This is a genomic window from Panacibacter ginsenosidivorans, assembly GCF_007971225.1.
Lineage (GTDB): Bacteria > Bacteroidota > Bacteroidia > Chitinophagales > Chitinophagaceae > Panacibacter > Panacibacter ginsenosidivorans.
In genome coordinates this window covers 4,551,862-4,565,190 of the sequence record NZ_CP042435.1, presented here as the reverse complement: position 1 = coordinate 4,565,190, position 13,329 = coordinate 4,551,862, and the positions used below count along the sequence as shown (strand labels likewise).

Annotated in this window: 7 protein-coding genes and 1 CRISPR repeat array (1 of these 8 only partly in view); of the genes, 1 reads left to right on the top strand and 6 read right to left on the bottom strand. The window is 41.8% G+C overall.

Annotation, left to right across the window (positions count from 1 at the left end):
- Positions 1 to 2 precede the first annotated feature (2 nt).
- From FRZ67_RS19210 to FRZ67_RS19200, 3 genes are all read right to left on the bottom strand, one after another.
- A complete protein-coding gene (locus FRZ67_RS19210; RefSeq protein WP_147192210.1) occupies positions 3 to 290 on the bottom strand; it encodes a hypothetical protein in 288 nt (95 codons plus the stop codon).
- Positions 291 to 502: 212 nt separating this feature from the next.
- Positions 503 to 1,219: a hypothetical protein gene (locus FRZ67_RS19205; protein WP_147192209.1), complete on the bottom strand. Its 717-nt coding sequence runs from the start codon at positions 1,217 to 1,219 to the stop codon at positions 503 to 505.
- Positions 1,220 to 1,252: 33 nt separating this feature from the next.
- Positions 1,253 to 3,661 carry a hypothetical protein gene (locus FRZ67_RS19200; RefSeq protein WP_147192208.1) on the bottom strand — a complete coding sequence of 803 codons (2,409 nt, stop codon included), beginning with the start codon at positions 3,659 to 3,661 and terminating at the stop codon, positions 1,253 to 1,255.
- A 372-nt stretch (positions 3,662 to 4,033) separates the two neighbouring features.
- Between FRZ67_RS19200 and FRZ67_RS19195 the strand changes: the two genes are divergently transcribed.
- Positions 4,034 to 4,342 carry a hypothetical protein gene (locus FRZ67_RS19195; protein ID WP_147192207.1) on the top strand — a complete coding sequence of 103 codons (309 nt, stop codon included), beginning with the start codon at positions 4,034 to 4,036 and terminating at the stop codon, positions 4,340 to 4,342.
- A gap of 443 nt (positions 4,343 to 4,785) precedes the next feature.
- On the opposite strand, the gene FRZ67_RS19190 is transcribed toward FRZ67_RS19195, so the two are convergent.
- The 3 genes from FRZ67_RS19190 to FRZ67_RS19180 are packed head-to-tail and all read right to left on the bottom strand — an operon-like array spanning position 4,786 to position 12,312.
- Positions 4,786 to 10,191, bottom strand: a complete 5,406-nt coding sequence (locus FRZ67_RS19190; protein WP_147192206.1) for an AAA domain-containing protein — start codon at positions 10,189 to 10,191, stop codon at positions 4,786 to 4,788.
- Positions 10,192 to 10,236: 45 nt separating this feature from the next.
- Complete coding sequence (locus FRZ67_RS19185) at positions 10,237 to 11,433, bottom strand: M48 family metalloprotease (protein WP_147192205.1); 1,197 nt, start codon at positions 11,431 to 11,433, stop codon at positions 10,237 to 10,239.
- A gap of 39 nt (positions 11,434 to 11,472) precedes the next feature.
- Positions 11,473 to 12,312, bottom strand: coding sequence for an ion transporter (locus FRZ67_RS19180; RefSeq protein WP_147192204.1), 840 nt, complete (start codon positions 12,310 to 12,312; stop codon positions 11,473 to 11,475).
- A 566-nt stretch (positions 12,313 to 12,878) separates the two neighbouring features.
- A CRISPR array of direct repeats spans positions 12,879 to 13,329; the repeat unit is 30 nt; unit sequence ATTTCAATTCCTCAATGATACGATTACAAG (it continues 7,931 nt past the right edge of the window).

Below are 13,329 nucleotides of genomic sequence, written 5' to 3'. Positions count from 1 at the left end.
AATTAAGAATGAACTTCAGTTGCTGAGTGTATTTTTTCAGCTTCATCGATTGCCTTCTTCAGGGAAGCGGACAGTAGTGTGTTAATGACATCATCTGTTGGTGCATCATACCAGTTGCCTTCATTGGTTTTATAGAGTTTGCCAATGGGCGCCTCCTTGTTGTCGGGTTTATAAAGTGCATATTCTATCAGCGTGGCTTTAACTATGCCTAAAGGGTTTGCTGCAGTAAACGCTGATGTGGTATAAAAATATTTACTTCCATCATGCACGGTGATCGTTCTTATTTCCATAAGGTATTAAAGTGATTTTATAAGGCAAAAAAATCTTGTCAACCTTAATGAAGTTACAGATAAGTGTGAATCATTTAATGGGTGGGCGCAATTAGTTCCCCAGTTCTTATCCACTTTTTTCTTACAGTTGCCGGCACTCTTCACAGCATGTTTCACTGCTTTTGGAGTGGTGCCTTTTTTACTTAAACAACAGAGCCGGTATTTCGGCTTGGTTATCCTATGATAAGAGCGGATTGAGCCTCACTCATAATATTTGCCAGATGCTGAAGATCCTTATTCGGAGCTTCAAATAACTTAGCGTAAATCCCAAGGATTGTGGCCGCTTCAGGAACATTATAAGGATTGGCGACTCCTGCCGGACCAAGAACATACTCTATATCTTTGATCGCACTTTCCGCGAGATCCAGTGTCTGGTTAATCAGCTCTATCATTCTTTCGTCATCAGCGTAGAAATTACTGATCGTGCTATGTAATTCAACGGTACGTTGCTGTGCTTTATCTCCCAGCAATCCGAATAGCGAACCCCAGGATCGCTCCTTTGTACGTTCATCTAGCTTATCTCTAAGCGTCCGCACCTTTCCACAGTCAGCCTTGAGTTTCCGGGCAACATTTCTAAGTACAGCAACGTCCGCCTTTTGGCTGATGATATAGTCATTAAAGCGGGCAAGTTCACTGTATGCTATCGTACTATCATCAACATTGCCTGCAATCACAAAACGAAAATTCGTGATGACACTTGTTACTTTGGCCATTCCTTCAATCGCTTTTTGCATCTGGTCAATCAGGCTGCTGAAATCCCTTTGTGCGTCAGGGTATTTCAGCGCAAGATATTTTCTGCCATCATTAACAGCATTTATAATTTCCCGGGTGCTCTTGACAACATCGCCCAGCATTTTGATTACATCGGCGACATCTTTAACGGAAACCATACAGCAGGGATTTAATTCTATAATTAAATAATTTCAATTTTTATTCTTTAAGATCAGGTCAGTAATGTCCACTTTGTTTTGCGGCAGTGCACGGAACAACGCCTGGTAAGATGCAAATTTCACAAGGTCGTTCAGATAGGGATACCTGTTAAGCAACCATTCGTAATTACTATTGAACGTTGCTGACAAATCGCTCATTTCCCGGTACCTGGTACTGGTATTATCACCATCGTTTGCCACCACGCTAAAGGTAAGCTGGGTATTTATATCGAAATGACCACTCTTGGTTGTCGTAATAAAATAAGCATCATCAAAAATGCGTGACAGTGAAACGTCTTTGCGTTCCGCATGGAAGGTAGTAACGGCATCACGGAACCTGGACCGGAGATCTGTATCAGCTATGGAGTCATCCAGTACATCAAATATAAAGTTATCCGACTTGAAAAGCGTGTGCAACAATGCAGCGTCATAAGTGAAATTTCTATTGTACGCAAAGATCTCGTTTCCCTTATTGTCAAAAAAACCATCAATCAGCACCGGGTAAGTGTTTTCAGCATAAACATAATTATAGGCAGCAAGTAACAGGCCTGGAGAGACAGCAGATTCGCTTTCAAAACTGCCCGTGCTAGTTTTTACCACCAGTTTATTGTTATTCAGTTCAAGCGTAAGCAGATTGCCTGTAAGTAACGCATTCGGGCAATCCCTTAGCGCAGGATAAAACCTCCCGCCGCAGGGACTGGTATAACCATATGGTGTAATGGAGCGGCCCAGGAAAATGCCCCCGGCGCTGAAACGGTCCCTGATAAACGTATAATCTTTCAGGTTTTCCTTTTGCCGTAGCGCCGCATCTATCTCTCCGATCCTGTCGTCCAGATTTTGCAATTGTTCATCACGCACTACTTTGACGTAGTCCTCCAGTTCTTCATCGGTCCTGTCCGGGTATCGTCGTTTGAGTGCTTCCACATTTTTTTTAACGTCAGACTCAGTATTCCATTCGGCTTTTATTTTTTCAAGATAGGCTCTTTGTTGTATGATACCTTCTTCATAAGTCACCACAGAACGATCTGCTGTTTTCTCAATGGTGTTAAAATAATCAGTGGCTGCGGTTTTGCTCAATTCCGAATAATAATCACCCAAAACAGTGAACTTGTTTTTTACCGAATTTAGCGCTGCCTTATAGTCGTCCGTAACAACATCGTCGATATACGTATTAAGTTCCTGTATATCGTTTTTGGTGACCCTTCTTTTTGTAAAGAGCGTGTAAATACCGTTCATCAGTTTGTCGTTGAGCAGGTCAATGGCTTTATCTTTTAAGATCTTATGCAGCGGGATGGATTCAGTAAGCTTATCAGCGGGAATAAATTCGCTCCAGAAATCGCCCATCAATTTTTGAATGATCTCCGCATTTTCACCTAACGGCTTTTTTTTGATACTGGTTCGTTCATCCGCAATCACCGAAAGGAAATCCTCAAAAAAGGATGATTCCTTTTTCGATACGGTTTCATAAAAATTGGAGGTTTTTACTTCATGTTCATTGTAAGTCCATATGGCTTCGTGGTACTTTGTGAAGGTCTTGTCATTGTCGCCGATCAGATAAACCGGGTCGCGTTTGATATGGTCAATCACTGCATCCCTGACCTGCGGAAATTGTTCAACAAGCGCTTTCAACTTAACGGCATCCGGGTGAACCACAATTTGCGAAGTGTCGCTCTCTTCCTTTGATTGATAATTATTATTCAGCCGCTCAATAACATAGTCCAGGTAAGCATTTAAAGCGGTTTTAATTTCCTTTTGACGTGCAACATCCTGTTGCGTCGCAGCATTGAAAGTTGTGAACTGCGCTACAACCGGGTTTGCATTAAAATGGTATTCCAGCAGGTTGTTACTGATGCCTTTGTCCTGCATGAGAAAAAAAGAAAGTGTCGCTGCAACTTTGAATGGCATACCGATGTATTTGGATGCTTTTTGAAACGACTTGTATTTTTTTACAGATAAATATCTTGTGAGTGTCAGGATACCCAGTACGGTAACCAGCAACGTAAGCGGGTATTTGATGTAGTGCTTGTTGAAATCTATGACAGGATTGACAAGATTGGCAACGGTCTTGTACGACGATTGGGGCAGGTATTTTAGCAGCATCAGTAAACAGCAGGCATAAAGCAATGCCAGTGCAACCGGCATAATAATGTGAAAGCTGCTCTCTATGATAACGGTGTCCCAAAACCGGCGTCCTTTTCCCGGATTATAATAAAAATCCTGGTATTTGCGGATAATCGTGCCTGCATAATATTTTGACGCGAGGTAACTGAGTGCGCAAATGATCAGGGTACTTTCTGCAAGTGCCCTGGCACTCCAGAATTCCCCCTGAATAAAACTGCCAAGGATGCCAAGAAAGAGGCAGGCAAAAACAAAGTAATGCGTTTTTGAAAGTTTGGTTGCCATGGTTAACGGAACGGTTTAATGTTTTACAAAATGGGTCGGCATTTCAGCAGATAGAGGAGGTGTACTTAAACCAAACGTGAGAATGAACCAGGCATTTGTTTTTTATCCAATATCAAAAGTGAGCAGAATCAGTGTATAAACTTACCGTGTTTTTCCCGTTTTTTAGAAGATTTTTCCTGTTTTGTGTCCGTCTGGCTAATGCCTTCTACCTTAAAAGGTGTCAATGTGGTAAGCAGCAGGAACGGCATTATCAGAATCGACATCAAGCACCAGTTACGCTACCCACTGGCGTTTTTCGATCTCAATTTTGAGTATAAGCCTCAATGAAAACGAACTCCCGGATGCATCCCGTTAAGAGGTGGCGGTGAAAATATGAGCATTTTTAATTGTTCAATGTTGGCAGAAGCGGCGCTTGCAATACAAAGTTTTTTTGATACTGTCATCGGACATAAGGAAGATGTTTCGCTGATGCAGAAAACTGGCGGCAAGGATTTTATTACACCCATCGCGCTACAGGACAAAGTAAGGAACCTGCAGCAACTGATACAGCAAAACAAATCTATGTTTATTTTGGTTACTTATTCTACTGTTCTCATTGCAGTATATCGATCGGAAAGTTTTGGAAATAGTCCATACTTTTCAGGATCATCAATCGCCCTTTTTAATGAAGTTGACAAATGACTGTCGATGACAGTACTTGTAGCTGCATCATACCATTTGCCTTCTGCCGTTTTACAAAGCTTGCTATCCGAACATCCGTATTTACAGCATTATACAAAACGTACTCGATGAGCGTTGCTTTCACAACACCCAACGGGTTTGATGCATTAACAGTGTAAAGATTGACAGATACAATTTAAAAATCTTAATAAGTCCTCGTGATTGGGAGTGAGGATACCGGATGTGTTGATCTGTCACAATCAATATCACAATAAATAAGTATCAAGTATGTCAGTCTCGGTTGGTCTTCGTGTGACACCCAAACCTTTCAATAACTGATGCAACCTTTTGCTCAAATAAATATCCGCTCTTATCTCAAACGTCTTTAATTTCCTGGGGTGATATATTCATTATGTCTAAAGACTAAATATGAAGGTCTAAAAAATTATTTCTCAATAGTCTAATCAACTAAAGATGAGGTGCTGAAACCCGGCAGCTAATTGTTCCTCAATCAGCTTGTTTCTTGCTAAGGTGGCCTCTTCTGCGGTTGCGTATGTTTTTATCTGCACCTGACCTGGCGTACCGCTTCTGCCAAATCTTATCTGAATTTGGTGTTCTTGCTGAATAACCGACCAGAATTTTTCACCATTTGCAGAAAGCAACTTCGTTCCCAATTCTTTTTCCTCCTTTTCCGCTAGAACTTCAGTTTGCTTTTCGGTTTGTTCAGCTTCTGTGGAAACCGGATTTTCCTGAAGCAACCGAAGCAACGCGCTCAATACTCTCTCCGGATCTTCTAACCAGTCTTTTGCAAAGACATTGGTGACACGCCAACCAAAAGATTGTAAAATTGCCGGACGTTGATAATACTGCTCCATCAAATCATCGTTGCGGTAATGGAGTTCGTCGTCGATCAATATGCCTAAAGCATAATCGGGGTCTTGCAGTTTCCTTTTAATACCAAGACTGCATTTGAAACTACTCTGACCAATCTGTTCTTCTACAATCAATCCTTTTGTTTCAAGTGCGTTTTTTATCTGTAATGTGGTAACAGCACAACCATTGATTATTTCCGTTTTCTTTTGTTCGTTTGTTACCAAACTGTCGAGAATGTTTCGCGCTGCCTTCATATTACCGGTGCTTACCATTTCCGCATAAGATAAAAAGCGTTTAAAATAGTTAGCTCCTTCGTTGAGGTCGTTAGTGATATGATGCTGCCGGATGCTGCTGACAACCGCCATGTGTTTTTTAGCCCTGCTAAAAATTACATTTAATCTTTTCTCTCCTCCCTTCCTGTTAATGGGACCAAAATTCATTAACATCTTTTTGTTGCTATCGTGACCATAACATACGCTCATAATGATGATGTCCCGCTCATCGCCCTGCACATTTTCCAGATTCTTTATAAAAAGCCCCGTAAACTGTCCTTCATCTTTCCTGTTATAGGCTTTTTCCAAAACCTCGTCGAAAGCTCTATCACCGGCTGCTAAATTTTCAATTGCTTCTTCGATAATCCCCTGCTGTTCCTGACTAAACGCGACGATACCGATGGTTTCCCGGACATTATCCAGCAGGAGCTTTTTCACCATGCTCGCTATGTATTTGGCCTCGCTGATATTATTCCTGTTTTCATAAACGCTGTTGGGGAGATAATGGAAGCTAATGCTGCCATTTAATAGTTCAGCCGCGTGCTCACTGCCTTCCTCGGGTTGCTGTATCTCGGTTAACTGCTTCTCAAGATGATGGACCGTCTTGTCTGGGATGGTGAGCAACCCGGCCCCGTAGAAAGCATGGTTTGAGTAGCTTATCAGCGTTTCATACCTGCTGCGATAATGCCAGCTAAGCATCGTACTGTCCAGCTTGCGTGCTCCCTGAACAAGCAGACTGTCAGCATCAGCGCTGAGTATTTCATCTTCTTTCTCACCGTCCACCACTTCAAGGTCTTCCGGGTCATCTGCTTTTGCAGAGAAGAAGTTGCTCGGCGGCATTTGCTTGTCGTCACCCACAATAATCGTCTGGGGTGCCCGAAACAGCGCGGGAATACCCTCTTCGAGCGTGATCTGGCTGGCTTCATCAAATATGACTACATCAAAAAAACCTGTATCGAGCGGAAGGCTATCACTCACACTCAGCGGGCTCATGAGCCATACGGGTTTGATATCTTTCAAGACGTTGCCGCTTTCGTTGGATGCAATTTCACGGATGCTTTTAAACCGCATTGTCTTTCCCATTTCATGTTCTAATATTCTTCTGCCATCCGTGTATTCCTTTTTGCCTTGCTTTTGTTCTGTCGTCAGTACAGCGGAAGAAGCGTTACTTAATTCATAATTATTTATGAACTTTTGCCTGCGTTCAGCTCTTATGTATTCGCTGTTCAGCATTAATAATTCACGGTAGAGTGCATCAATATCTTTTACCGTTTCCTGTAACATCTTCTGATTAATGCCTGCGAACGTCTGCCTGTTCCGGAACAGTATTTCAAGCGTTTTACTTGCCATTGCGGATTCCGCCTGTATGGGCGTGACAGGGATTTTACGTATAAATTGCTGGACATTTTCAGGAAGCATAATAAACTTTTGGAGGCTTGGCAGGAGATCTTTTAATACATCCATATTGCTTTTAAGGGTCGACAACTCATCACTGATTTGTGCCAGTGATTTTTCTTTAGCTCCATATAAGCATTGCTGTAACTGCAGCTCCAGCTGATGCAATTGGTTGTTCAATTTGCTTAACTGCAGGACGAGTTCATTAGCTTGTGGATGTTCCAGCAGGTAATCGATTTCTTTATCACCCTGTTTTCCCCGCAAAACTTCAATTCCGGAATAAACATTTTCAATATTGTCAACTTTATATTTTTTCTCCAGAGACTTTTTGTTTTGGATGACCTGGTCGTTTATATTGTATTCATCCTGTAATTGCTTAAGGACTAAGCTAAAGGCTGGTTTTATCTGATGTGCGGAAAAATCATAAGATTGCTTTAGCTGATTTTTTAATCGTCGCCAGTTGCCGTTTAAAAAACTAAAGAAAGATTTTTCATGTTTTTCCGCCAGTTCGATTGCCTGTTCCACCTCCTGTTTATCAAATTTGTTAACCCATCGTTTATTGGCATCAAGAGAATGCTGATACGCATTGATAATTTCCTCGTATTCCCTGTATGATTCCTCAAATTCCTGTGATTCCGGGTTCGTCTTCTCCACCAGACGGAGATTTCTGCTCTGCGCCAATGGTTCCAGTACCACAGCGTCCCGGATCAGGTTTTTAATATTCTCCAGATATGCCGCATGCTCAGATGGGATGTTATTTTGACCGATAACGGCAGAAATCTGCTGAATAGAAGCATTTGCATGCGTAGTGAGGCTGTCCATCAGACTAAATGGATTCTCCGCTTTTATTACCTCAATACCCAGATTACTGAAGGGATGGCCCGAAAACTGCGGTTCGGCACCGGTGTCTTCTAATGCTTTTCCCAGTTGATGTATGGTATCCCCGTATTGCAGCCATTGATGATAATTTGGAACCGCTTCTTTTTGCAAATTATCCAGTTTCGGCACAAACGCTTTTGTACCGACAACCGTTTCGACGAGATTTCTTGTACTTACTCCTGCTGCCGGGTCGACTTCCCGTTGTTGTTGATGATAAGTTTGCAAAACATTAATTTTTGCCAGCAGGCGATCCAGCACTGCCTTTCTCTTTGCAGTTATAGCTGTCAGATCCATTTTGTTTTTTAGAAAATCGTCATACACGAGTTTGAGATCTTTTATAAACTCTTTTTTATCGCCCTGACTGTCGTGGATATAACAACAGAGTTCAGCCAGCTTATTTTGTTTCAGACGATAATAAACAACATCGAGCGCCGCCCTCTTTTCACACACGAATAATATGGTTTTACCTTTTGCAAGAAAATCAGCAATGAGGTTGGTAATGGTCTGGCTTTTTCCTGTACCCGGAGGTCCCTGGATAATATAACTGTTGCCGGTTCTGCTATGCAACACCGCTTTTGCCTGGGTAGGATCAGCGGTAATGACATGGTACCATTCGGCCGGATCATTTGGGACGACCTTTTCCTGCCGGCGTTTTGGCTCGTTGGTGAAGAGTTCAGCAAACACAGGATGTTCGATACCCTGGTCCGTGACTTTATTATAGTCACTGACCAGACTCATTTTCTTATAATTGAAATTCCCAAGCACAATATTGCAAATGTCAAAATCCCAGCTATAGGCGTTGCTTTCCCCGTCTGTTAAATGAAAGGTGCTCTTAACTGCAGTTCCGCTTGTTTCAGCAAAATTGTTTGTACCAGCTGGTACGGGATTGTCACTCAACAGGAACTGCAGGGTACTTTGTCGCGGCTCTACCTTTTGACGGAACAATTCGAGCCCCAATGGTTTATAATTTTCGTCGCTGTAACTATAGTCAACCTGCTGAAAAGCAGGTGTGCCTTTTAGTTTTAATTTTTTCCTGTAGTTGTTAATGGTTTGGCGGGCAATATTGTGCACGATCTTTATTCTCGGCTTGTCAATGTAGTTCAGCTTGACACCTTGTTTTGCGGCATTGATTTTCTCCTGCAGCATTTCAAAAAACTGCGTCATACTTACATCATCAAAGTCTATGCTTTCCGGCAGGGCAATTCCATACAGGTCCTTCAGGTGATTCGCCAGTATCGGATTAATAAGAGCTGCATTATCCGTTATTTTTAAAGTGAACTTCTCCTCCTTCAATGACTTCTTTCGGTCCAGTTCAACCGGCAGCAGCAGCAAAGGACTTTGAATTCGTTCGGAACTGTCTTCCTTAAGGTTATGCCAGTGAAGGAAAGCGACTACCAGTTTTAGCTGGCTGAAACCGTATTCTTTTTTGTCATTTTCTGCATGTTGGCGGATGCCGTTGAGTTGTGCATTCAAATAAGGGTGGTCTTCAAAACGCAGGTATTTATTAAGAGAAATATCATTTTGCCTGATAATCTGGGCAGCTATTTCGCTATTCCAGGTAAACAGCAACTGCGGGTTAATGCTCTGGTAATGCAATACCATAGGCACACTGCTTACGGTAAGATTCACAAAGCGCCCATTGGGCTTATAATACAGGAGCCTGTTACGCCTGCTCGTATCAAAAAGACGGTTGCGCAATTTCGACAGGATAAATGTTTTCCGGTCAGCCGGTTGCTTTACCTGAAATGCCGCCAGTTTTGAAAGGTCGGTTTCCTTTTGCGGATCGTAATCGCGGTAGTATTTCAGACGCTGTACGATCTCCTGCAGATCCCGGCTGCGCTGGCTTCGGTCAAGTTCTGTCATTTCAGTAACCAATCCGCAAATGGTCGGATGCATCCTGGAGTTTAGCCCGGCTGGCTGATTCCGGTATACAACAAATTTGTTCAAGTCTTCCACTTCATAAAGATCCAAGCCCATTACCACACTCCCCAGAATCAGACCAAGACAAAATATATCGGTTTGGGCATCATGATGACCGGCTTTTAGTTCATAGCACTGGTAACCTGGCAGATAAACAGGATGCTTCAGTTCATCGTTTGGATTGGTCTGCACATGAAGATTAACAGCCACGGTCCGGTTATTGCCCAGATCGTCATCCAGTAACACGCGTTCTGTAATGGTGTAGCCGTGAATCTGCTGGTATTCGAGCAGCTTCTTAACAGTCTTCAAATCCGATACCGGAGCATGCGTAAAAGTCTCGTCGATATCAAGTCTGCCATCAGTAAGAAAGATGGTTTCGGGCTTTTCAAAGGAGCCGACCTGGCCGTTGTCATGGAAGCTTAGGACTTCTTCAAAAAGCGGTAGTACAAATTCGATCACTTCGTCCGTGGACCAGGGGCCGGTTGTAAAAGCTGACTGAAGGTATTGTTGGAACGTGGTATTGGTTGACATGGTAAATACTTAAAATGTGGTGGGTGGGTGAGGAACAACGACGTCTTAATTTACAGTGGGTTGCAACTGTTGTTTATGAAATTCCGCCAGTGTTTGCTTTTTTAATACCGTTACTTTCTTATCACTGAGTTTGCGTTCTTTTTTTACAGCCTGTGCAAAAGGCTTATCAAGTTTAAGGTCGTCAGCCAGATAAAAACAATAGCCTAATGGTACATCTTCCAGCGTTTTATCTGTCGTGGCAAAATCATATAAAACATAAGCCAGGTAATCGCGTAGGTTGCTGTGCACATTTTCAACATGCGCCAGGAGCGTCGTAATGTCAGGGGCTTCGGTTAACTGTATACTGCCGAAATATTGCTTTGCTAAAGCAGTTGTCTGAGCTGTCTGCATCCATTCCGGCTGCAACAAAAGCATGATTAATTGTTGGGTGACCGTTGCGATCTGCTGTTGCCTGAACAGATCCAGCTCGTCCAGATTGATGTTACCCTCTATCATTTGTTTGATGATTGGTTCCGCATCATGTCCTTTCATATGCCATAGCCATATTGCCCTGGCACGGATAAAATTTTCAGGATGAGAAACACCGGTGGTTTTGGTTTCCGCATCTACGGAAAATATCTCTTCAGCCTGCTTAATATAGCTGTCCGCATTAACGCTTTGCAGACCCGTTGAAATCTTTACCAATGATGAAATGATCGGTGCGTAATTCCCTGTTACGATATATGCGCCCCGGTCACAGAATATCTCAGTATAAAGCTTAAACAGCCTCGCTGTCTCATAATGAGCCGGGGTACTGCCCGGGTGATTGCCAATTGCTGTAACAATGCGGTCTGCCACTTCAACATCGCCGTTTAAATGGGTGTATAGCTTTACGTGACTTAATTCATGGGCAATGATCGCGAGCATTTCGTCCTCAGATAAAAGCGTAATGATCTTCCCGCTGAAAACGATATGCGCCTCATCGTTAATATATACAATACTTGCGTTCATGTCTTCCGTGTGCTGGGCCTGGTAAAGCGTCACAGGAATAGACATGTCAAGCTTTTCTTTTGCGAGGTTTACCTTTTGATAAAGCTGTGCATCTGCAGTTTCATCAAACTTATAGGTATTCTTGAGCAGATCTGTTTTGAATGCCTTGAGCTGGCCCTCTTTGTGATTATTGCTGACGAAAAATTGCCAAACCTGTGATTGTTGCTGGAAAAAGCGGGCAGTGGCTTCATGATACTGTAATGGTAATAGCATAGCAGAAAGCGGTTTAAGCGTTTCGGGAAAAATATAACTTTAATAGCATTTATTTTTAATAATTATTTGAACGTACGCTTCGCTACAGTTCACTGCCACAATGCGGGCAGGTATTTTGATTGCTTTCAGTTTCCTGAATTCATCGGAAAATCCGGACGCTAAAATTCCTGCAGGCAAAGCAAACATTCCGATTCCCAATATTGAAATACAAGCTGTCAAAAACTTACCTAGTCCGGTAATGGGATACTCGTCGCCGTAGCCAACCGTCGTAAGCGTAGCCACACTCCACCACATCGTTTCCGGGATGCTGGAAAATTTATCGGGTTGTGCATCGTGTTCTGCATAGTACATTACACTCGAAGCTACTATTATCAGGAACATAGTGATAACAAAACTTAAAACCAGTTCTTCCTTTTTTGACTTAAAAACACTACCAATAACTTTTGATGCATTTAAATATCTGCCCAGCTTGAAAAATCTAAAAAAACGGAGCAATCGTAATATCCTGAGGAATCGCAGATCATAAATCTTCAGCAATGGCAGGTAAAAAGGCAGAATTGCCAGCAGATCAATAATCGCACCTGCAGAAACTATGTACTTTAACCGACCGGCAATAGGATGAGTATATTTTTTTTTCGCTGTACAGCTCCAGACACGTGAAATATATTCTATTGAGAAGAAGGAAACAGAAAATATTTCAAAGTCATTGAACAAAGCTTTATTGGGCAGGTAAATGCTATCAACAGTTTCAAAGATTACCGCGAGCGTATTAAGTAAAATAAGCCCAACGATAATCGTATTGATTATTCTATCCCAAATGGTATGACCGTCTGCAGGATCAAGCAGCAGATGTACTGTATGTTTTACCTGGGCATACATTATTAAATATTTCTGATTAAAATGATTGCGTATAAAGTACGCGTAAGATGAAAGTATTTTTTCATGCAGGCATTTAGAGTCTATAACAATATCACATTTATAAAAATAGGCAATCGCTTTTAAATGTAATAAAACTGCTTAAATTCTAAAGGAAAATTAATTGCCGATTCCGGGGATGGTGTCGCTTGTCTTCTATGAGCCGGCTGCTGAAAAATTATTTTCGGTTCCATCTGGACATATTGGCGGTCTCCAGTGTTTTTATAAGGCGCTACTGTTTTCATACAAGCATCAAGGTTAGCATGCTGTTATGCGTTTCTGACTTGAATGATGACCCGCATGACACACGAGGGATCGTTTTTACCATCTCTCTTTTTAGTATAAACAGAAGCAAATACAATAATGACGAAAGGTTACTACACGTTACGAAGCAATGATCTCAGCAAAAAGTTCGACAAGCTTTGGGCGCTGGTGGGTAATACGCCCATGCTCGAAATACTACAGTTATCAATCCATTACGCGCAGGCTGTTTGTAAAATGCGAACAATACAATTTAACGGGCAGCATCAAAGACCATTCCTCAATGATACGATTACAAGACTTTAACAGGCATAGATTCACTTGGTCATGTTTAATTTCAATTCCTCAATGATACGATTACAAGATATGCGGACAGTCAACTTATGCTATTTATGTTATATTTCAATTCCTCAATGATACGATTACAAGTTCTTTTCACGCAACATTTTCACAGTGTCTTTAATGCATTTCAATTCCTCAATGATACGATTACAAGCATAAAACTTGTGAATAGTTGCCACCATTTGTTTAATTTCAATTCCTCAATGATACGATTACAAGTATGCTTACTTGTCTTAAGGCCAATGATCAATGCTAATTTCAATTCCTCAATGATACGATTACAAGTTATTATACCGTTTGAATCTATCATTAAAACATTTATTTCAATTCCTCAATGATACGATTACAAGTTATTATACCGTTTGAATCTATCATTAA

Bases quoted from the DNA above. Each gene is read 5' to 3' on its own strand.
- FRZ67_RS19210 (WP_147192210.1), bottom strand. From the start codon at position 290: ATGGAAATAAGAACGATCACCGTGCATGATGGAAGTAAATATTTTTAT.
- FRZ67_RS19205 (WP_147192209.1), bottom strand. From the start codon at position 1,219: ATGGTTTCCGTTAAAGATGTCGCCGATGTAATCAAAATGCTGGGCGAT.
- FRZ67_RS19200 (WP_147192208.1), bottom strand. From the start codon at position 3,661: ATGGCAACCAAACTTTCAAAAACGCATTACTTTGTTTTTGCCTGCCTC.
- FRZ67_RS19195 (WP_147192207.1), top strand. From the start codon at position 4,034: ATGAGCATTTTTAATTGTTCAATGTTGGCAGAAGCGGCGCTTGCAATA.
- FRZ67_RS19190 (WP_147192206.1), bottom strand. From the start codon at position 10,191: ATGTCAACCAATACCACGTTCCAACAATACCTTCAGTCAGCTTTTACA.
- FRZ67_RS19185 (WP_147192205.1), bottom strand. From the start codon at position 11,433: ATGCTATTACCATTACAGTATCATGAAGCCACTGCCCGCTTTTTCCAG.
- FRZ67_RS19180 (WP_147192204.1), bottom strand. From the start codon at position 12,312: ATGTATGCCCAGGTAAAACATACAGTACATCTGCTGCTTGATCCTGCA.